The sequence below is a fragment of the Mongoliitalea sp. genome, from assembly GCF_054166905.1.
Genome location: NZ_JBSZCK010000016.1, coordinates 111,753 through 132,016, shown reverse-complemented (window position 1 = coordinate 132,016; position 20,264 = coordinate 111,753). Strand labels below are relative to the sequence as shown.

Here is a 20,264-nt window from a genome sequence, read left to right as displayed (position 1 = left end):
GGTGTCATCTTATTTCCAACCTGTCCAAAAGACCTTTTTCAAGGATCCAGTCCCTCATAAAGAGGATGTTGTCCAAGCCCTTTTTTACTGCATCTTTTTGGCTTTCAAAATCTTTTGTTCGATCAATAACGCCAGAGTAGATCCGGATGGAAAATGATTTACTGTGCTTCTGAAGTTTGGCGTTTTTGGGTAAATTTTGCTTGACGATAAATTCCATTTCTTCCGGGAATCCGTAAAAAGTCGCATCTACATTACCCTGTTTAAGTTTGTGTAGGAAGGAAACCCCTTTTAACCTTGAATCAAAGAGCATGGGCCAATCACTGTTAAAAGGTACTATCCCGGGTTTTTTCATGTACAGACTGGGATATTCCTTTTCTTTGAAATGATAATAGTCGTGCCAAAATTTTTGAACAGGTGGGGAGTTTTTGGGTCGGTATCCTCTTCTTTGTTTTTCAATGGCTATTTTAAGCAAAGAGCTTTTGAAGATGTTTCTTTTTGAACCCGTAAACTCTAACCTTGTGGCAACTGATTCATAGGTCACGAAATTATCAAAGTCATTTTAGGTTTCACAGTATCTTTGCGGAGCAAAAGGATCGTGTAGGCTTCGTTACATTCCCCCTTATCGATATGTAATTGTGCCCGTTTTTTATACCGTTCAAATAGGTTAAGAAACATGAACTCATCTATCTTATTTCACTTGTTCAGCTAACCAACCCATTTCATGCGGGATTTTTCTATTTAAATAGTCATTCCATTGACTCCAGCTAAATCTCTGACTTGTATGTTTGATAAAGATCAAAAGAGTTTCTTTTCCTTCTTTGTCTTTGATAGTAGAGGTTTTGGCATAAGCATTATTAATTTTTTCTTCCCATATAATTTAAAGGTAGATTGAAGAAATCACTTCCTATCCAAGGGAGCCATTTCAGGTTTTTAATGCTTAGAAAATCCTGATCATTCATGGTTGTATTGTTTTATTCGTTTTAAATATTTCTTCCTACTTACAGGAAAGTATTCATGGAGCTGAATCCAGCATTCAATAACATTTTAGAAAATTCAAGTCCATTGATCAATTGGATTTCATTTTCTTTGGCGAGGTTTTCAGACTTTTCATTGAAAGTGTTGGCTGTTGTAATTACCCAGGCAACTTTATTGTAACCATCTGCTATACTTTCCTGATTGGTTTTGTAATCTAGGATTTGATTGGTGGCCCATTCGTTGATTTGCCCTTTTTGAAATTTTCAATGCTCTTTTCAATGCTTGTTTTTAAGTCATTGATGGCCGCATTGGTTTGTCTGATTTTCATTCTTGCGGTCAATTGGGCATCTGCAAACTTGTCCCTTGGGATTTGTTTGTATAGTACTTTTACCTTTCTGGCAAAACCCAAATCGAAGATATTCCCATGTGGAGAAATTAAGTGAATTCCATTCGTGGAAACGGGCTTATCGTCCCAAGATTTTAAACCTTCTGAAAATGTCTTGGCAATCAATAAAGGTCTTTGGTCCGTGATTTCGCAGACAGCAAATGTTCCTTGACTTGGAACTATCACCAGGTCTCCCTTGGACATTTTTAGAAAATTCCAAAGGCTATGCCTTGATCGGGGAAGACGGCCCCAGAAGTCCTGAAACTGTTGATTAAAGAAATCCCAATCATCAGCTAAAACACAATCGATCATTTCTTTGAATGAAAAGTCCGAAAATCCAATAGTCAGGTATCCTCTGTCCAACAGGGGATAAGACAACTCCGCTAAGTGAGAAATTCTATGAAGCCAATAATTCATTTGATCTTGTTTTTTTGAAGTTTTCAATGATGGTATTTTCGAATATGGTGTTGGTTAGCATAGTTCAGGACGGTTGGGTTTGTAAGAATGGCCCGTATATAGTTGTCAGAGGTTTTCCAATTCTGACAAATTGATTCTAGACTAGGAATGATGTTGTTTTCATCCAAGTGTTGGTGAGCAATGACTTGTTCTACTAAAGCAAGATTTCCTTTGATAAACCTCCTCCAGTTCTCATTTCTTTCCCTGAGCGTCCCTCTGATATTTTTGGGGAAATAATATTTATAATGATTTTCAGAATTGAAAAAGGTGTCCATCTGAGAAAGGAATGCCCTAAATAACAGGTGGTTAGTTTGATTCAGCACCTCTTCCGAAAACAAAGCCTGAATTTTACCGCCTTTTATTACTAAATCATCGAAGTTGTAGTTGGCGATTTTTAGAATAAAACCGATTTGACCATAAAAGTACCTGTGAGACTCAAACTCGATAAACTGCCTCTCAAAGTTTATTTCCGGGTGCTCAATAATCAATTTTGCCTTGAGAATTTCTTCATGGACTTGTTCTCCATCAAAGAATTCAATGCCCCCGTCTAACTGGGCAATTTTTTGATAGACATTTTCAGAGCCAATGGTACGGATCAAGGTATCAATACTCATACAGGCAATTCTATGCAGGTAAGCTGTTTCAATAGGAGTATTGAAAATTAGATTTCCCATCACCCGGGCCCATTGTCCAAAATAAGCTAGATTTCCGTTAGTTTCAATCAGGTATCTGGATAAGGCATAGTGATAGGTGTTTTCTGGATAATTTAATCCTTGATTATTCTTGAAGAAAAATTCCAAAAGTGAACTTTTCTGAAAATTTGGGTTAAAAAGATAATCACCTTCCATCTTGGAAAATATGTCCAATAGGTTGATGTAGCGCTGAATGTTTTTGGAGAATGTTCCATTGTTTTCAAACAAAGGAATTAGATTCTTTTCAGTTTTACTTCGTAGGATTTCGACATTCTTATCTGTGTTGATTTCTGATGCTGAACTGTCTTCACCGTAGTTTTCCAGTAGATAATCACTCAAATACAGATTCTTAAAAAATTGAAGATAATGGTCGTCGATTTTTTCAACATCTTCCTGATCTTTCCAAAAGAGATCATACCAATCGATGTCCAGTTTTTTCCCGATTGCCCCGTCTCCGATTTCTTCTTTGAAATTTTTGAGCAGCCATGCCTTAAAATTTTCAAATCCTGTAAGGGACTTTCCCCGAGCATTCATTTTCACATACAGTTCATCTGCAAGTTCGAAATCATCTAGGTCGAAAAAATCAAAGGTTACTGAATCACTTTCAGTTAATCTTTTCCATGCGGTTGTAAGAGAAAAAGGTTGATCCAATACAAATTTTTCAATGTGTCCCAACATGATCAACATACTATTGACAGTGGGATCCTTCTTCCAGGAATTGAAAAATAGTTCATGGTTGGTGATGCCTTCTACAAGACCATTTTCAAGAGTCACCTCATCAGAATTCATACTACAAATAAGTTGTAAGAATTCCTTAGAGCTGTTTCTAGTGGTATAAGTAAACCTCTTTAATACATGCAGGCTTTCAGTATCCTTTCGAAGGAATGCAAAATACCAATGGATCAGGAATAATGTTGTAAGTCTCTGCTGCCCGTCTAATGGTATGAAAGTTACGATTTCAGATTTCAAATCTGTTTTTTCGGTTGTCTCGTAACGGACATTTAAGTGAAGATTGTCAGCATAACTTTTGATCGAATGCAACAATGACTCAATGCTATGTTTATTTTTTTCAAGACGGTGAAAATTCTCTATTCCTTCTAATTTTCCGTAAATAAAGTCCAAATGAAGGTTTTTGAAGGGTAATTTACACGTAGCTAAAATGGATTTTGTAAGTTTAAGACCGATTTCAATGGCACTATTTCTACCATAGGTATAGTCTCTTTGAATCGTTGGGATTTCTATGCTATATTCAGAAATCAAGTTCCAAAAACTTATTTGATTGCCTTTATTCATGGTTTTTTTAGGTAAAAGTTGGATAATTGGTGAGAGATATGACGTGTGTAGTCATGCATATCATTCAATCCAAAAATAGTATCTGTGATACTGCTGTTATTTTTCGAAAAGACTTTGAGGAAAACATCCTTAGTGCAGTTAGGGATATATATTGTTTTTTCATTTGATCTTTCTTTGAAGTAAATTTCCATGATGGCTTTTCGCTTTTCAAGAAATACCCTGTTGCCCAATTTGCTATTGGTGTTCCGGTCAAGAAGACATAGGTTTCCTATTTCATGAAGAGATAATTCATCCGTTATTTTTTCAATTACCTGATCGTAGATTTCTCGCTCTTCTTTCTCAAAGCGGAAATCTGCGAATTTTGAATCCAAATCTCTTTTTCTGTTAAAACTGTGTGATAGGAATTCAATTTTTTCAATCAGGTCAGTTTGATTGGCATCAGCGTTTTCTTTAAAGTAATGTGAGTAAGAGTCCAGCCATTCTTTGACTTCTCTGATGGTTTTAAATCCTCTTGGGTTTTGTGGATTGATGTGCTCTACGCTCCATTTCTCCTTTAGATAAAGATCAAAGGGAAACTTTTCTTGGGAAGAACGATTGAGATAGTCTTTGATATTTAAAAGCAGTAGGACGTGTTGGCAAGCGGCTCGGTATTTTTCGTAATGAAGGTTTTCAGTTTTGTAAATGGGGATTTTCTGGTCACCTTCCTTTTTTGTTTTTGAAAATTGCTCCCGGATTTTATCTGCAAGAAATTCTTTAAACTTTTCTTTCGTTTGACCTTTACTGAATTTTACAATGCTTGAGAGTTTTTCCAATCTTGTGACAATTAAAAAGCCGATATAATGGTAGATTTCTTTATCAAAATACCATTCTTCTATTTTGTTAAAACTTTGTTTGATGACTTGCCAATCAAGCTTTTCGCCTTCTTGAAAAAGTTTATCATAGATTCTGTAAGAGGTTTTCTTATCCTTGTCGGTATTGATTGTGGTTACTCCATTCACCAAATCGATAATTAAATCAATTCTGGTATCCAGACTGTCATAATAATCATTATCGCATATAAAAGACCAAAATGTATCATCCTGAAGCTGGTTTTCAATCCTGTCCCAATCACTCGCTAGTTCAAATGCTTTCAGCTTTCCGATTTCACCTGAAAAATTCTTTTGAATATCCAAAATAAACAGTGCTTTAATCAGTTCAGAATTTGTAAGTGGGATTTTCCCTGCATTGAGATTTAAAAAGATTGTTTCTGGGTTGACAAGCTGACCGGAGGAGGAGTTGCTGAATGTATTGTACCAAATGACATGCGCTTGATTTAAAAGTTTGTCAAGGAATACATCGACATGTATATTTTTTTCATCGAACCATTTACCTATTTCCTTATAGACTCTAAAAATAAAATAGATGTCAACATTGTCATAGGCAGGGTTTTCAGTTCTGAATGATTTCCAATCCGAGCTTGTATATTGTTTTAATAAATACAAGTCCCCATCTAAAAACTCTTTGGTTTTAGCACGTGTTTGGTATGAGAGTTTATAAAATTGCTGGTCGAGGAGATAATAAAAGATGAGAAAAATGGTGGTTATTCTTTGTTGCCCATCGATTAATTCGATATCATCCTTGTCATGATGGACGATTAGGGGTTGTAAACAATACTTGCCGTGATTGTGATTGTCAAGGTCATCCAATAAATCCCTGATTTGTTGCTCTTCCCATTTATAGCCACGTTGGTAATCTTTTACCACAAAGTGAAGGCCATTTAATGAACTGATGGGTCTAAAGTCTATATAGTCTGTATGCATAGCTGTTTATTTAATTTTTTCTGTCAACAATACTTTCGAAGCTAACCATGAATGTTACTTTTTTAAATTGCCAAAATGCCCTTTAACATATGTTCCGCCTTCTTCCTCACCGCCTCCTTCAATCGCTCTGGTGCATCCACTCTGACCTCATCTCCATGGGAAAGTATTTCAGCAATCAGTTCGTATTCTATTTTTACTTGTAGGCGGATAGTGAGGATCTGCCCATCATCTACCAAAATTTCCTGACTGGGATGCAAGGGAAGGGATTTGATATAGCGGCCTTTGAATTCCGTAAAGGTGAGCACCACCTCTTCCACAGGATTCCCAGGACTATTGATGATACCAAAAACATCCTGGAAATAGCGCTCAAAGTCCATGGTTTTTGCCACTTGATAGCTTTCTTGAAGAATCTCCAAGTTGCGTACCCTGTCCAAACCAAAGACCTTGAATTTGTCTTTTTCATCCAAGGCAAGCAGGTACCAGCGCTGTTTGAATTCTTTGAGGGCCAATGGCTTTAGGATTCTATCTTGAAGCTGTCCCATCCAATACTTTTCATAGTGGATCTGCAGCAGCTTTTGTTTTTGAATGGCTGCCAAGATAGGCGTAAGGTGTTCCGTTCCTTTGGCCTTTCGCTGTTCAAAAAGCAGATAGGAAGGGGTTTTTCTTTGCTGACCAAAGACCTGAAGCATGTCAAAAGCTTCCAGTAACTGGGTGTTTTCTTCGCTACTATCCTCAGGAACAATGCTGTATAGGCCAGTTTTGAAGTCAAAGGAAATATCAATACCAAAGAGGGAAGCTATTTCTGTTAAGTCACGGCTGAATGTTCTTTTGGAAATCCGGAGTTTATGGTCTAATTCCTCTTCTTTTCGCTCCAAATGCCTGTCCAAAGTCTCCCAGTCAAACGCTTTTCTTTTGGCCAGTTTGATGATTTCAGTTTGTCGGATAAGGGATGCTAACTTGCTCATAACCTAAAGATAGGGATAGGCTTTGCCAAAAGATGGCTGAGGGTACGTTTTTTTAGGGATTTATTTTTTACTGGGGCGCTCCTGAAATTTGATCATTTTTTTTTGAGCTCAGTCATTCTTTGGCGGAGTGCCAGTATAGTTTTGAGCCAAAACAAAAAGATCTGCACATGGACTTACTAAAAAGACAAAAAGAGCTCTTAGAAAAACAAGCTATTCTTCAGCAAGCCAAAGAAACATTGAAATCTGAATTTGTAGGGATTGATCAGGTAATAGAGGAAGTTGTAAATGCGATAAGCTCTTGGTATTTATTTCCCGAAATCCAGGAAAAACCAGTTATAATCAATTTATGGGGATTGACGGGCGTTGGAAAATCTTCTTTGGTGAACCGATTGGTTCAATTGATAGCCATGGAGCCAAAATATTTTTCTTTCGATCTTGGAGAATCCGAGTTTAGAGAGTGGAATATTCAACGCACCCTTGAGAATATTTTTGCAAATGTCAACGGCTATCCTATCATTTTGTCTTTAGATGAATTTCAGCATGCTAGGACTTTAGATGATCTTGGAGGAGAAAAACAAAGAAGCCCTTCACGGCTGATCTGGCAATTGTTGGATACTGGGAAATTCAAAATTTCCAAAATTGATTATCATATTAATAATTTATTTGACCTGATCAGACAACTTCGTTTTTTGCTGTCAAAGGGTGTTCGTGTTTCCAAGGGGAAGGTGGTAGAAGGGATTGAATTCTATTTAAAAAAAATGGATGTCCTCAATGAATATAAAAGGAATAGTGATGATGGGAAAAATAACTATGTAGCGACAGATGAGGTGTTATTTGTACCTCCCAAAGAACTTGATACTATTTTTTCTTTGGCCAAAGAACGCTTTGCCACAAGGTTTGATTTGGAGGAGAAATTATTGACGATGGATGGCTATGAAACGGTATCTTTTTTGACCGAAATCTTCGATTTAGGAAATAGTCCCAAGACGGTGGACTGTTCCAAAGGATTGATAGTTGTCATGGGTAATTTGGATGAGGCTTACACCATGAGCCATAACTTCAGTCCGGACATGGATGCGGATGAATTTCATGATCAATCCTTACAAATTACCGTCCCCCATATAAAAAAAGCTTTGCAGAAGCGCTTTCGAAATGAGCAGATTGCTCGATTAGGTAACCATCATATCATTTATCCAGCTTTCAGTAAGGCATCTTTTCAAAAAATCATTGCTTTGGAACTGACGAAGATTGAAGAAAAGGTATTCCTTAACCAAGGGTTAAAACTTCAATTCGATACTTCGATCCATGAGTTGATCTATAAAGAGGCAGTATATCCCACACAGGGTACCAGGCCCTTATTTACCACAATACACCAATTACTCCATTCAAAACTGGGAAGAATCATCACAGAAATGATTTTAAAAAATCTGAAAGTTTCCCATGTGATCGTGAAAACCTCAGAAAACACAATCCAAGTCAATTATCACCTTGGGGAAAGTATCATCCACACTTTAGTCTTCGAACAACAATTGGTGTTGGAAGAATTGAGAAAAAGTAAAAAAGATGATCTTCAGGCCATTTCTGCAGTTCATGAAGCAGGTCATGCCATCCTTTCGACGGTTTTGCTTCGAACGATTCCAGAAATTGTGGTTTCCCAAACCGCTGAGGTTGGAACGGGAGGTTTTGTCTTTTCAAAATTCCAATGGAAATACATTTCCAAAAAGGAAATCATCAATCGATTGGCCTTGCTTTTAGGAGGTTTAGCGGCTGAGCGATTGATTTTCGGTGAAGAAAATGTGACCACAGGGGCAGTGGACGACATCAAGAAAGCCACTGCATTTATCACTAGAATGTTGAAAGAGGCAGGAATGGGAGGCATTCCAGCAGCCTTTGATACCAAAGCACCTGATACCAAATATTTTCTTCACGACGAATCGAATCAATTAACCCAAGAAGCAGAAGCTTGGATTTTAAAGTCCAATGAATTGGCGGAAAAAATACTGGTTGAACAAAAGGTTTGGTTGCTGCACATGGCCGATTACTTGAGTGACCACAGCCAAATGCGTAAGGGAGCTATTCTCGAAATGGCCAAAATCCATGCTGTCAATTTTGATTTCAATGGGTTAATCGACGATGGGGATTACCTATTCTACAGAAATCATCTGAAAGCACAGGTATTTGCCCTTGAAAATCATTCAATTTCCAGACCACTAAGGGACGGTTGGGGTTTGACTTTGAATAGGATTGATAGGGAAGAAGCTTGAGAGGTAAGTGACATGACACAAGGAATAAGTTATAAGGGTTGGTTAGAACGTTCTTTCAGTAAAGATTTTGCTGGAAAGATATGTCTTGCCTTGGAGTGAGTAAATATTTGCTGTATGAAAAGAAGAGATTTTGTAAAAGTTTTGCCGGTTTTGGCTCTAAGCCCGCTAGTGCTGAAAGAAGGGGTTCACAACGCGAAACATATCATCGTACTAGGTTCTGCTGCAACACGAATGTTTGTCAATCATGCACAGGATTTGACCGTAGATTCGATCACGGTGATCAATGATGAAAATCCTGCTGCATTCCATTCAGTACAAACGTTCTTTCCATATGAAGTTCCTGAATCAGCCTATTTTTTTCTTGGGGAAAGAAAATTTCTAAAGAAAGATCTCATTCCTAAAACCACCCTGTCATTAGCTCTCAAAGAACATCTGAAAGGGCTAAAAGGGACATTGATTGTAGTTACTGCATTGGGAGGATATACCGGAACTGCACATTATCGGGCTATTGCGGAATTTTTTAGCATTGAAAATATTACGTCAGAGTTTATTTGTTCCATTCCCTTTGAGTTTGAGGGAAGTGCCAAAGTCCATCAATCCTTGCAGCTTGCTACGGAAATTAAAGCGTTTGTTTCGCAAAAAGTATTTGCACTAGAATACATTCGATGCTTGTATGGGAATCTCAGCATCCGCTCGGCCTATGCCAAAGCCGATGAGCAAATGATGGCTCTATTGAAGACTTGTTGGTGATTCGTGGTTGATCCCAAAAGCAGTAGTTCACGCCACGCCCGCCAAGGCAAACGCCACGACCGCAACATTCCCTCATTCCCATCTGTGCAAATCTGAGTAATCTGTGGACCGCTCATAATTAATGTATTAGAAATTCAAAATGAAGGTCTACACCAGATGAATTTTTTGAATGACATGAGGAGATCAAAACAGGATTATGGATAAGCTGATGGTCCCGAATATGGGATTACAAATCCCAATTATCTGTTTCCCGAAATTACAAATTTCGAGAAGCGCAATCCCGAGGGTCGGGACAAGTTATCCCAATATCTCCATGAGACCTTATTTCAATTTATTTTACGATGTATATTTCAACCTTATTTCCGAGTCTTATGCGCTTTCTGCGAGCATAATTTAAATCTAAAATCAATTTCTACTATATTCGTACTAGTCACACAAATAGAAATAACTATGGGGCTTTTTGCAATATTTTGGTATCTATTCTTATTGGTCCTTGGTATATTTTTGGTCGTTTATAATTTGCGGAAGCTGCTGAAATAAATTTTAAAGTCAAGAGAGCTTACCACCTTAAATAACTTCTTATGCTACTAGGTGATACGAATGTATATTTTTGTCCTCATTGCTCTGGAGCAGTATTACAGGAGAGGGTCACTTCAGCCAACGGAATAGGAGCTCGCTATTATTCTGATGGACTGGTCAAAGGCCCGTATTTACCACGTATTGTTTTGGTTACCCGCTGTGGACATTGTAGTCAGATTTTCTGGTTGGATGAGATATTGTTGCTAGATAAAATTGAAGATGAGCCAACTGATCAGCTCGCTATCAATAAATCGGTTTTTTTCCGTCTGCATGGCACCTATGCTTTTCATTTAGACAAAGAAGGATTAATGGAAGCGCTTCATGAAAAATGCTTTCGAACCCCTCAAGAAGAAGTCTATTTGCGTCAACGACTCCTATGGTTACTTAATGAACCTTTGTTGTCGTCAGAAAATTTCCCGAATGAAGAGCATCAATTGACTTGGAAAGAAAATTGTATGGTCTTGATACAACTGCTTAAACCGGTATCTGAACATGAGTTTCTTTTACTAGCAGAATTATATCGTAATATTCAGGATTTCGATGCATGCATGGATACTTTAGATAGAGTTACGGATAAGCAATTACTCTCCAAGGCTTTTGCAATTTTCAACAAATGCCAAAAGCACGAATGGAAAGTATTTGAGTTTCCATTTGAAGGGCCAATCTGGATGCGGTAAATTTACAGATCAATACTTTATTTTATTAAGTGTATGATTGTTAAAGTTCGTCCCGAATAAGTATTTGAATTTCGTTAATCCGTGAAATTTCGTTTATTGATCGATTAGTTAAATCAACTTTAACCTTTCCTAATCTTTCCCGTATCAAGATTTAATCTCAACTCAATTTTCTATGCGAAATAGCTACGCCTCAATTTTGCTCTTCTTTTTCTTGACTACCTTTTCACTGCAAGCCCAAGAAAACCTCACCCAACGACTGGAACGACATGTACAGATTTTAGCTTCCGACTCGCTGGAGGGTAGGGGACTCGGAACATCAGGACATGCCAAAGCAGCTGCCTACATCGAGCAACAAATGCAGGAAATAGGTTTGCAGCCTTTTCAGAATGGCTCATTCTTACACGAATTCCCCTACAAAGTCCAACTCGTACAAGTCAACGGTAAAAATATTGTAGGAATGATTCCCGGTTCGGACCCGGTACTTTCCAAAGAAATCATCGTAGTGGGGGCGCATTATGATCACTTGGGATATGAAATTTTACCTTCGGGAACCAAGCGAAACTTTCCTGGAGCAGATGATAATGCATCTGGAGTAGCAGGCATGTTGGAAATTGCCCGATTGGTGCTGACAGGAGCTGAGCAACCCAAGCGTACCCTGGTATTTATCGCTTTTGATGCGGAGGAATCCGGTTTGATAGGAGCAGATCGCTTTGTTAAAGCAGATAAACCTTTTGATAACTCGGCCATCAAAGCCATGTTTAGCTTGGATATGATCGGGATGTTGGGAAAAGCTAAGGGTTTGGAGTTGAAAGGATGGGAGACTTTGGCTGATGCACAGGGTCTGATGGCACGTGCGCAAGCGAAGCAGCCTTTGACCATCAAAAAAATGGATGCTACCATTGAAATGCGTACGGATACCTGGCCTTTTGGGAAAATCGGAATCCCTGCCATCCATGCCTTTACTGGATTGATCTCTCCGTATCACAAACCCGAGGATACCCCGGATTTGTTGGATTATGAAGGGATGGCTCAAATCACACAGTTTTTGACAGCGCTTACCTTAGAAATGGCTAGCGCAGCTCAATTGGAGCCTGCTCCAACCTTTAGCCCTGAAAAAGTGGTGGCAGGTAAAGCGCTTCAGTTTGGTGCACAGATAGGGCTGGGGAATTCCCATAACCGTCATACGCAGGAGTCTTTCCGAGCCAACGGAATATTTGCTTGGGAGGCGGGCCTGTACGGAAGCTGGAATATGACGAATAATCTTCAATTGGTAGTGAGCTCGTTGATTGATTCCAACGGAAGCACCACTCCTTATTTTGAAGAGGATAGGTTGAGAAGGTATTCTTTAACTATACCAGCGTTAATCCGTCTGACAACAGGTCCATCTGATGATGGAGTTGCAAAGGCTTTTGTAGGAGCTGGGGCTTATTTTCGTCATCACTTAAGTCAAGGATTACCAGAATTTGCCGGTATTGATTTTGTTGGGCCAGCTTGGGAGTTTCCCGATCAGGAATGGGGACTGAATTTACAATTTGGTTTCCAAGTGAGTAAATTCACCATGACATTTGATTGGAGAAATGCCTTAACAAAACCTTTCAGTCTGGAAACACGTCCAGATTTGGAAGTGTATAACCGCAATTTTAGAGTAGGTTTGGCTTATGCTTTCGGGAAATAAGAGGAATTCCAGTTAAAAGCTGCTTTTCTGGATTTTTTTATGGGTATCGGGGATCAATTGAAGTGCTGCCGAAGCATACCATTCAATCAGTTCCATTTTAAGGACACCTGCTTGGATGGCTGGATCGGTATTAGTCAAGTCCTCCGCTTCTTCTTTTGTGGCTACATTGAAAAGGAATATGCCCCGTTTCTCATTTCCGTCAATAAAAGGACCTGCAAGAATCAATTTGCCCTCTTCAGCCAAGCGGTTGATGTTGGCCATGTGTCCTTTTTGTATTTCGGCCCGCTGTTCAGGACTGTATTCCTGTACACGATCACCTGCAAGCAAGATGGCCATTACATAGGTTTTCATTCCGTAAGCATCTGCTTGGAGTGATTTGGCTAGGGATTCATCGTACGAGGCATCTTGAGCTAGTAGGGGTATACTCCATCCGAAGAGGAGGAGAAGTACGAAGTAAATTTGTTTCATATTATTGAATGATCAACGAAAGAGTGTCAGCTTTTGAACGTAGTTTAAGCCATTCTTCCAGTTTTTTAAGTTCTTGATTGCTTGGCCTTGATTTAAACTTGGCAAAAGCCATCATGATGGTGTCTTTTTGGTTGGTCGTCAAATCTGCTACCACCGAGCGGTTCATGGAGAAGTTTTCTAATTCAGGATGATTGATTTTGGCTTCCTGAGCTATATCCATGACCTGTTGATAATTCTTGCCAAACTCGGACAATTCTCTTTCCAAAAGGGCGATCCTTCTGTCTTTATCTTGAATGAGTGTTTCATTTCGCTCGTATAAATCCTTCAAAATATCCGAGCGAAGCAAATTCATGTCAGCATTGTCTCCACTTTGTCTAATCCGTAGGTAAGTATCTCGAAGGTTAAGATTAGCCAGTTTTTTCTCCAATTGAACAATCGTTTCATCCGAAATACGTTCTCCAATCAGACTAACTTCAATAAAACTGCTATCAGAAGCAAAGACCAAATTGGAATTTAAGACTTGTGTTCTTGGAAGATCAAATTCCATGCTGATGAACTGATTGGCCGATTTTTCCCAAATAGTTCGTTTAACAATATTGTAGGCCAAGTAAACACTTGGTACAATGGTTAAAATTGTAAAGATGGTAATATACGTTTTTACTGTTTTTTCCCTTTTTGGATCTAGGAATTCCTTTTTGGGGAAATTCATAAACCGAACAATCAAATAGGTGGAAAGTGAGATGAAAACACTATTGATAAAAAACAGGTAAAATGCACCAAAGAAGAAATAGAGATTTCCTGTGGCCAAGCCATATCCTGCTGTACAGAGTGGAGGCATCAAAGCCGTTGCAATTGCCACGCCCGGGATAGCATTGCTTTTCTCTTTTCTTGAGCCAGCTACAATTCCAGCCAAGCCTCCAAAAAGAGCAATCAACACATCCCAGATAGTTGGTTCCGTACGGGCAAGTAATTCGGATTGGGCATCGTTGAGCGGTGTAAAGGAAAAGTAAATCGTACTCGTAATGATGGAAATCAGGACGGCTATTCCCAGGTTTTTGAAAGACTTTTGGAGGAGCTCAAAATCATTGATACCGGCAGCCATTCCGATCCCCATGATGGGGCCCATCAGAGGTGAAATTAACATGGCACCGATGATGACAGCAGTAGAGTTTACATTCAATCCTACGGAAGCTACAAAGATCGCAAAGATCAAAATCCAGAGGTTGGCACCGCGGAACTCTATGTTTTTCCGAATGTAATCAATCGTCTCTAATTCGTCTTCTTTTCCTTCGTGCAGGTCAAAGCGGTCACGGAAAAAGAGCAGGGCACTCATGATTTTATTTCGGAGTCCAAAAGCCTTACTTTTTGAATTCATGTATGTAGTTATTTTGGTAAGCAAACTACTCAAAAAAAATGAAATCCTCAGAACATGGAAGTAGGGGAGCCCAAAAATCGAAGTATTTCCTAGTACTTGACTGCAATTTTTTCTGGTACGAAGAATCTAATTTTGTTCGATAGGATTTTAAAGTAGTACAGCCTTTCAGTTGTCCTAACTATCAGATTTAAAGATTTTTAAAAGTCTTTTAGCCTCATCTAAATTTGATACGACTAAATAAATTAGACTAGACTAAAAGTTAAAAGACATAAAAATTTGCGCTCACCCCACATTAAGTTTTTATATTTGTAAAGGAGGAGGTGCTATCTTTCTTATATTGCTTCATGGGAATGTGGGAGAAGCATAATTTTCATAAACTAAATTTTAACCCCAGGTATGAGTAAATCAATCCAAACAATTGTTTTTGTAGACGATGATAAAATCCAGCATATGATCAACCGGAAAAATATGCTTCGATTGAAGGAAGATTTAAACTTACAGTTTTTTGAAAATCCGTATAATGCATTGGAGTGGTTGGAAAATAATGAAGCAGATCTACTAATCTTGGATGTCAATATGCCAGAGATGAAAGGATGGGAGTTTTTGGATAGACTCAAAGCACTGAATAAAAGGATAGAGGTTAAAATGCTCACTTCCTCGGTTGACCCAGATGACATTGAAACCAGCACACATTATAACATGGTTTCAGGTTTTTTAGTTAAACCTTTGAAGAATGATATTATGGCCGAAATCCTTGGCCTTTAAAAGGACTCTTAAAAAAATTTATGATAAACTTAACCAACGATAAAAAGCCTGTTTTATCAAAAAAGCTGGATAAATTTTTTCTGGGCCTTTACAACGCATTTTCATTTGTAAAGCGCTTTTTTAAAGAGGTCTGGTTTCCTCCCTATGAATTCAGGGAAATCCTTCGTCAATGTTACGAGATAGGCTATCGCTCTTTGCCCCTGATTTCTCTGACGGGTTTTATCATTGGGATTGTGTTTACCAATCAATCCCGACCTTCTTTAGCTGAATTTGGGGCTACGTCATGGCTTCCTGCTTTGATATCTATCGCGATAGTACGAGCCATGGGTCCTTTGGTGACTGCATTGATTGCTGCGGGAAAAGTAGGTTCCAGTATCGGTGCTGAGATCGCCTCCATGAAAGTGACCGAACAGATTGATGCCATGGAAGTGTCTGCAATCAATCCTTTCAAATACTTGGTGGTCACACGGGTATTGGCAACTACCCTAATGATACCGATTTTGGTGATGTATACAGACTTTGTAGCCTTGATGGGTTCCTTTGTCAATGTCAACCAAAATGAATTGGTCTCCCTTTCTACCTTTTTTGTGCAGGTTTTTGAAGCGATATCCTTTTTGGATATCTTTTCTTCGGTTATCAAGTCCTTAGTGTTTGGTTTCACCATCGGAATCGTTGGTTGTTATAAAGGCTACACATCTACCAAAGGAACTGAAGGAGTAGGGCAAGCTGCCAATTCATCTGTGGTCATGTCTATGTTTTTGATTTTTATCGAAGAGTTGTTGGCTTTGCAAATCGTAAACGCTATCAGATATGCCTAAACAAAGTTCAGAATCGGTGATTGAAATCAGAGGGCTATACAAGTCTTTTGATGAAAACCATGTCTTGAGAGGGGTGGATTTGGATTTGTACAAGGGAGAAAACTTGGTGGTGCTTGGTAGGTCCGGTACCGGAAAATCTGTATTGATCAAAATTTTGGTAGGATTGTTGACGCAGGATGAGGGTACCATCAGAATCTTTGGAAAAGATACCTATGGACTTAGCCTCAAAGAACTGAATGCTTTGCGTCTGCGGATAGGCTTTTCCTTCCAGGCATCTGCCTTGTATGACTCCATGACCGTAAGGGAAAACCTAGAGTTTCCATTGGTCAGAAATGTGAAAAATCTGACCCGAAAGGAAATCGATATGCGTGTGGAAGATTTATTGGATTCCGTAGGGCTTGCCAAAACAATCAATCAAATGCCATCCGAGTTATCCGGTGGTCAGAAGAAAAGGATCGGAATTGCCCGTACCTTAATTTTGAATCCGGAAATTATGCTCTATGATGAACCTACGGCAGGTTTGGACCCAATTACCTGTATCGATATCAACAACCTGATCAACGAGGTTCAGGAGCGTTATCAAACCACTTCAATCGTGATCACCCACGACCTTACTTGCGCCAAGCAGACAGGGGATCGCATGGCAGTCCTGATTGAGGGGAAATTTAAAGCAGTTGGAGGTTTTGAGGAAGTATTCCACAATGCCAAAGACGAAAATATTCAGTCATTCTATGATTATAACTTCATTAACTAATGAGAAACGATAATAAAAAGTCAGTCATCGTAGGCATTTTCGTATTGATTGGCATCATCATCTTTGTTGCTGGTGTTTTGACCTTGGGTGGTCAGCAGAAGAAATTTGTAAAAAGCATTTCCCTCAATGCCGTTTTTGATGATATCGCCGGTTTACAGACAGGAAATAACGTGTGGTTTTCCGGTGTAAAAATCGGTACTGTTCGACGAATCAACTTTTATGGAGATTCCCAAGTGGAAATTATCATGAATGTAGAGTCCAAGGTGAGAGATTATATCCGCAAGGACTCAAAGGCTACCATAGGTTCAGACGGTCTGATAGGGAATAAAATCATTGTTATCTACGGAGGAACTACGCTGGCACCTGCTGTAGAAGATGGTGATCGCTTGATGTCCGAAATGCCCTTGGATACCGACAGAATGATGGAAACTCTTCAGGAAAACAATAAAAACTTGGTAACCATTACCGAAAATCTGAAAGTATTGACAACAAAAATTGCGCAGGGACAAGGAATCGTCGGTACAGTGATGACAGATAGCCTGCTCGGTGAAAACTTTAAGAGCATTATCACCAATCTCGATAGGGCTGCGACCAACTCTAATCGCATGATCAATGAGATGAATAAATTTACCTCCAACCTGAATAAGGAAGGTAATCTGTTCCATGACCTGACTACCGATAAGACCATCTATGCAGATATTCAGAGTTCTTTAAAAGAACTTCAGGCAACTGCAAGTAATGCGCAAAAGCTAACTGATAATCTGAACGATATTACAGCCAAACTCAACGATAAGAATAATACAGCAGGCATGATTCTCAATGATGAAGTATTTGCCAGCACCCTCAAAAATACACTGGTCAATATCGACAGTTCCTCCGCAAATCTTAACAGAGGCTTAGAAGCCTTGGAGTACACCTGGCCATTCCGAAAAGGCTTCAAACGAAAAGCCAAAGCAGAAGGGAATTAGACAGTGGAGAGTGAATAGTGCAAAGTGAGTAGTTAGCAGTGAACAGTTGACAGTGCAGAGTGAACAATGTATTGACAGACCCGGCAGATTTTTGACACCTGCCGGGTTTTTTCTTGGGAATGAAAAAGTATGAAGGATCAAGGATGAATTGGTGTTAACCATGCCAATCAATCATAATTTTAGTTCAGGAGTTAACTTTTCCAAAGTTTGAAACTTTGGAAAAGTTTTCCTATCCTACGAGCTAATGCACCATTCATTTGAACAATGTCTAGTTATTTTTAAAAACTAATCACTGTAATAGTACCAAGTACCATGTACCAAGCAAGGTTTCCGCTAGAAAAAAAGAAGAATCGTATTTCAATCAAAATCGAGCTGTGGACAGTTAGCTGTGGACCACTAATAACTTCTCATGGTTCACTATTAACTGCTCACTATTCACTAAGCACTGTTGACTTCCCACTATTCATTACTCTTCCAATGCCTGGGCTTAAAAGCCACGGCAATTGATTTGGTGGATTCTTTAGAAATTCAAATAAATCTTGTCTCCAAGATTCAATTGAAGTCGTGGGTTAAAACCCACAGACGATAGTTGCACATCATTTTTCATTCTTTGCTTCGACTACGCTCAGCACAAGCATTCTTAATTTTTCATTCCTTGCTTCGACTACGCTCAGCACACAAGCATTCCTAATTTCTCATTCCTAATTTTTCATTCTTCCTTCCACTGTTCACTGTTCACTTCCCACTGTTCACTCCTTTCATAAAAATTTTAAATAACTTTAAAGTCTTTCTGATTTTTTTGGATATTTTCGGAAGTTATTAATTCCTCTATTATGTCAAGCAGAAGAGTATTTATTAAGAAAAGTCTGGTAGCAAGTTCGGCTTTGCTTCCTGTGAGTGTGTTTCAAGCATGCACATCATCGGAACAGCTTTCTAACTCCGAAAAATTCAAGCCGCTTATCTTGGCAACTTGGGATCATGGCATGCCGGCCAATGATCGAGCTTGGGAAGTATTGGAGCAAACATCATCTGTAGTCGATGCAGTAGAGGAAGGAGTGAAAGTAACAGAGCTTGATATGGATAACCTATCCGTAGGGCTTCAAGGACTGCCTGACAGGGAAGGAATCCCCACTCTGGATGCATCCATCATGAAGGGGGATGGATCTTGCGGATCGGTAGCTTTTCTCAGGCAAATCAAACATCCGATTGCTGTGGCCCGAAAAGTAATGGATGAAACACCACATGTGATGCTTGCAGGGGAGGGAGCCCGTCAGTTTGCAATTGCTCAGGGTTTTCCTTTAGAATCAGAGGCTTTGAGTCCCAAGGCTGCGAAAGCTTTTGAAGATTGGAAAGTAAATGCACAATATAAGCCCATCATTAATATCGAAAATCACGATACCATTGGCATGATTGCCTTGGGAGCTGATGGGAAAATGGCTGGTTCCTGTACTACATCAGGGCTTGCCTATAAGATGCACGGAAGGGTAGGAGACAGCCCGATTATAGGGGCAGGTTTGTTTGTTGACGATGAAGTAGGAGCAGCGACTGCCACAGGCCTTGGAGAGTCTATTATACGGATTTGTGGCTCCTTTCTGATTGTGGAATTGATGCGACAGGGGAGAACACCCCAAGAAGCATGTGAGGAGGCTGTCAGACGTCTGATCGCTAAAAACAGAAAAGATCTAGATAATTTACAGGTAGGATTTTTAGCCATCAATAAAGAAGGTGAATACGGGGCCTATGCACTCCGTCAAGGCTTTACCTATGCCTTGCATCATAGCCAAGAAAAGGTACTCAAAAACTCAACGTTTGCTATCTAATGGCCATATTGGAGATTCCTGTTTACACCGTGGAGGCTGCGATGACGGCAGCTGGCGTTGGAGCTCATAGACTTGAACTTTGTTCAGATTTTGCAGAAGGGGGAACAACCCCGTCTGCGGGTATGCTTCAGTTTCTCAAGAGTAAAGTGAACATACCTATTTTTGTGATGATCCGGCCTAGAGGTGGAGACTTTATCTACTCCAATGAAGAAATAGAGGTAATGGAAAGGGATATTCATTTATTGGATAAATTAGGAGCAGATGGCTTTGTTTTTGGCGTCTTGGATGAAGAAGCTCAGGTTGATTTTCAAAAGAACGCAAGACTTGTTACAGCGGCTAATGGAAAGCCCTGTACCTTTCATCGGGCGTTTGACCTAACCCCTAATCTAACTGATTCCTTGAACGAGATTCAAAAACTTGGTTTCCATCGAATCTTATCCTCGGGAGGCAAACCTTCGGTGAGTGAAGGATGGGAGGTTTTAAAAGAGCTCATCCAATTAGCTTCACCTCAACTGACCCTCATGCCAGGAGGAGGATCCAAGCCAGAGCATGCTGCCGAACTCAAGTGGTTGGGCTTGTTAAGAGAAATTCATGCTTCCTGCAAAATGATCAGAGCATCGCAGTCTCTTTTTAAAAAAGAGGGGATGAGTTTTTCAATTCCAGAAGAACGATATCACCAAGTGTTGAGCGTAGATCCTGCGCTTGTACAGCAGTTTATTCAAGCCATGCAGTAAATTCCTGAATTTTCTTGTCCAAAGAAAATATGGATAAATGTACAGGTAAGAC

At 39.4% G+C, this 20,264-nt stretch carries 17 protein-coding genes; 10 read left to right on the top strand and 7 right to left on the bottom strand.

Translation table 11 applies throughout. The annotated features are described in order from the left end of the window. Positions 1-4: 4 nt before the first annotated feature. The 5 genes from ACXIUD_RS06260 to ACXIUD_RS06240 all read right to left on the bottom strand — a co-directional run bounded on the left by ACXIUD_RS06260 (position 5) and on the right by ACXIUD_RS06240 (position 6,565). Positions 5-352, bottom strand: a complete 348-nt coding sequence (locus ACXIUD_RS06260) for a hypothetical protein (protein WP_458051768.1) — start codon at positions 350-352, stop codon at positions 5-7. A gap of 837 nt (positions 353-1,189) precedes the next feature. Next, positions 1,190-1,777 carry a hypothetical protein gene (locus ACXIUD_RS06255; RefSeq protein WP_458051767.1) on the bottom strand — a complete coding sequence of 196 codons (588 nt, stop codon included), beginning with the start codon at positions 1,775-1,777 and terminating at the stop codon, positions 1,190-1,192. Between the two features lie 23 nt (positions 1,778-1,800). Further along, the gene (locus tag ACXIUD_RS06250; protein WP_458051766.1) at positions 1,801-3,801 is read right to left on the bottom strand and encodes a GmrSD restriction endonuclease domain-containing protein; all 2,001 of its coding nucleotides are present in this window, start codon (positions 3,799-3,801) and stop codon (positions 1,801-1,803) included. Further along, a complete protein-coding gene (locus ACXIUD_RS06245; protein WP_458051765.1) occupies positions 3,798-5,600 on the bottom strand; it encodes a DUF262 domain-containing protein in 1,803 nt (600 codons plus the stop codon). The genes ACXIUD_RS06250 and ACXIUD_RS06245 overlap by 4 nt, the downstream gene beginning before the upstream one ends. A 62-nt stretch (positions 5,601-5,662) precedes the next feature. After that, entirely contained in the window at positions 5,663-6,565 is a 903-nt protein-coding gene (locus tag ACXIUD_RS06240; RefSeq protein ID WP_458051764.1) for a helix-turn-helix transcriptional regulator, read from the bottom strand. 167 nt (positions 6,566-6,732) lie between these two features. Between ACXIUD_RS06240 and ACXIUD_RS06235 the strand changes: the two genes are divergently transcribed. The 4 genes from ACXIUD_RS06235 (at position 6,733) to ACXIUD_RS06220 (ending at position 12,510) form a co-directional block, all read left to right on the top strand. After that, a complete protein-coding gene (locus ACXIUD_RS06235; protein WP_458051763.1) occupies positions 6,733-8,829 on the top strand; it encodes a hypothetical protein in 2,097 nt (698 codons plus the stop codon). Positions 8,830-8,943: 114 nt separating this feature from the next. Continuing rightward, a complete protein-coding gene (locus ACXIUD_RS06230) occupies positions 8,944-9,579 on the top strand; it encodes a hypothetical protein (RefSeq protein WP_458051762.1) in 636 nt (211 codons plus the stop codon). A 581-nt stretch (positions 9,580-10,160) separates the two neighbouring features. Further along, the gene (locus tag ACXIUD_RS06225; RefSeq protein ID WP_458051761.1) at positions 10,161-10,835 is read left to right on the top strand and encodes a hypothetical protein; all 675 of its coding nucleotides are present in this window, start codon (positions 10,161-10,163) and stop codon (positions 10,833-10,835) included. 172 nt (positions 10,836-11,007) lie between these two features. Beyond that, the gene (locus tag ACXIUD_RS06220) at positions 11,008-12,510 is read left to right on the top strand and encodes a M20/M25/M40 family metallo-hydrolase (RefSeq protein ID WP_458051760.1); all 1,503 of its coding nucleotides are present in this window, start codon (positions 11,008-11,010) and stop codon (positions 12,508-12,510) included. 12 nt (positions 12,511-12,522) lie between these two features. Here the strand turns inward: ACXIUD_RS06220 and ACXIUD_RS06215 are convergent, their stop codons facing one another. Further along, entirely contained in the window at positions 12,523-12,978 is a 456-nt protein-coding gene (locus tag ACXIUD_RS06215; protein ID WP_458051759.1) for a YciI family protein, read from the bottom strand. Between the two features lies 1 nt (position 12,979). Beyond that, complete coding sequence (locus tag ACXIUD_RS06210) at positions 12,980-14,353, bottom strand: TIGR00341 family protein (RefSeq protein ID WP_458051758.1); 1,374 nt, start codon at positions 14,351-14,353, stop codon at positions 12,980-12,982. 396 nt (positions 14,354-14,749) lie between these two features. Between ACXIUD_RS06210 and ACXIUD_RS06205 the strand changes: the two genes are divergently transcribed. The 6 genes from ACXIUD_RS06205 to ACXIUD_RS06180 all read left to right on the top strand — a co-directional run bounded on the left by ACXIUD_RS06205 (position 14,750) and on the right by ACXIUD_RS06180 (position 20,212). Then, entirely contained in the window at positions 14,750-15,118 is a 369-nt protein-coding gene (locus ACXIUD_RS06205) for a response regulator (RefSeq protein WP_458051757.1), read from the top strand. A gap of 20 nt (positions 15,119-15,138) precedes the next feature. Further along, positions 15,139-15,936: an MlaE family ABC transporter permease gene (locus tag ACXIUD_RS06200; RefSeq protein ID WP_458051756.1), complete on the top strand. Its 798-nt coding sequence runs from the start codon at positions 15,139-15,141 to the stop codon at positions 15,934-15,936. Further along, entirely contained in the window at positions 15,929-16,690 is a 762-nt protein-coding gene (locus ACXIUD_RS06195; RefSeq protein WP_458051755.1) for an ABC transporter ATP-binding protein, read from the top strand. The genes ACXIUD_RS06200 and ACXIUD_RS06195 overlap by 8 nt, the downstream gene beginning before the upstream one ends. After that, positions 16,690-17,658: an MlaD family protein gene (locus ACXIUD_RS06190; RefSeq protein WP_458051754.1), complete on the top strand. Its 969-nt coding sequence runs from the start codon at positions 16,690-16,692 to the stop codon at positions 17,656-17,658. Before ACXIUD_RS06195 ends, ACXIUD_RS06190 begins: the two co-directional genes overlap by 1 nt. A gap of 833 nt (positions 17,659-18,491) precedes the next feature. Next, positions 18,492-19,478 (top strand): N(4)-(beta-N-acetylglucosaminyl)-L-asparaginase, encoded by a 987-nt coding sequence (locus tag ACXIUD_RS06185; RefSeq protein WP_458051753.1) that lies wholly within the window; start codon positions 18,492-18,494, stop codon positions 19,476-19,478. After that, on the top strand, positions 19,478-20,212 hold the full coding sequence (locus ACXIUD_RS06180) for a copper homeostasis protein CutC (protein WP_458051752.1): 735 nt from the start codon (positions 19,478-19,480) through the stop codon (positions 20,210-20,212). The genes ACXIUD_RS06185 and ACXIUD_RS06180 overlap by 1 nt, the downstream gene beginning before the upstream one ends. The last annotated feature ends 52 nt before the right edge of the window (positions 20,213-20,264 follow it).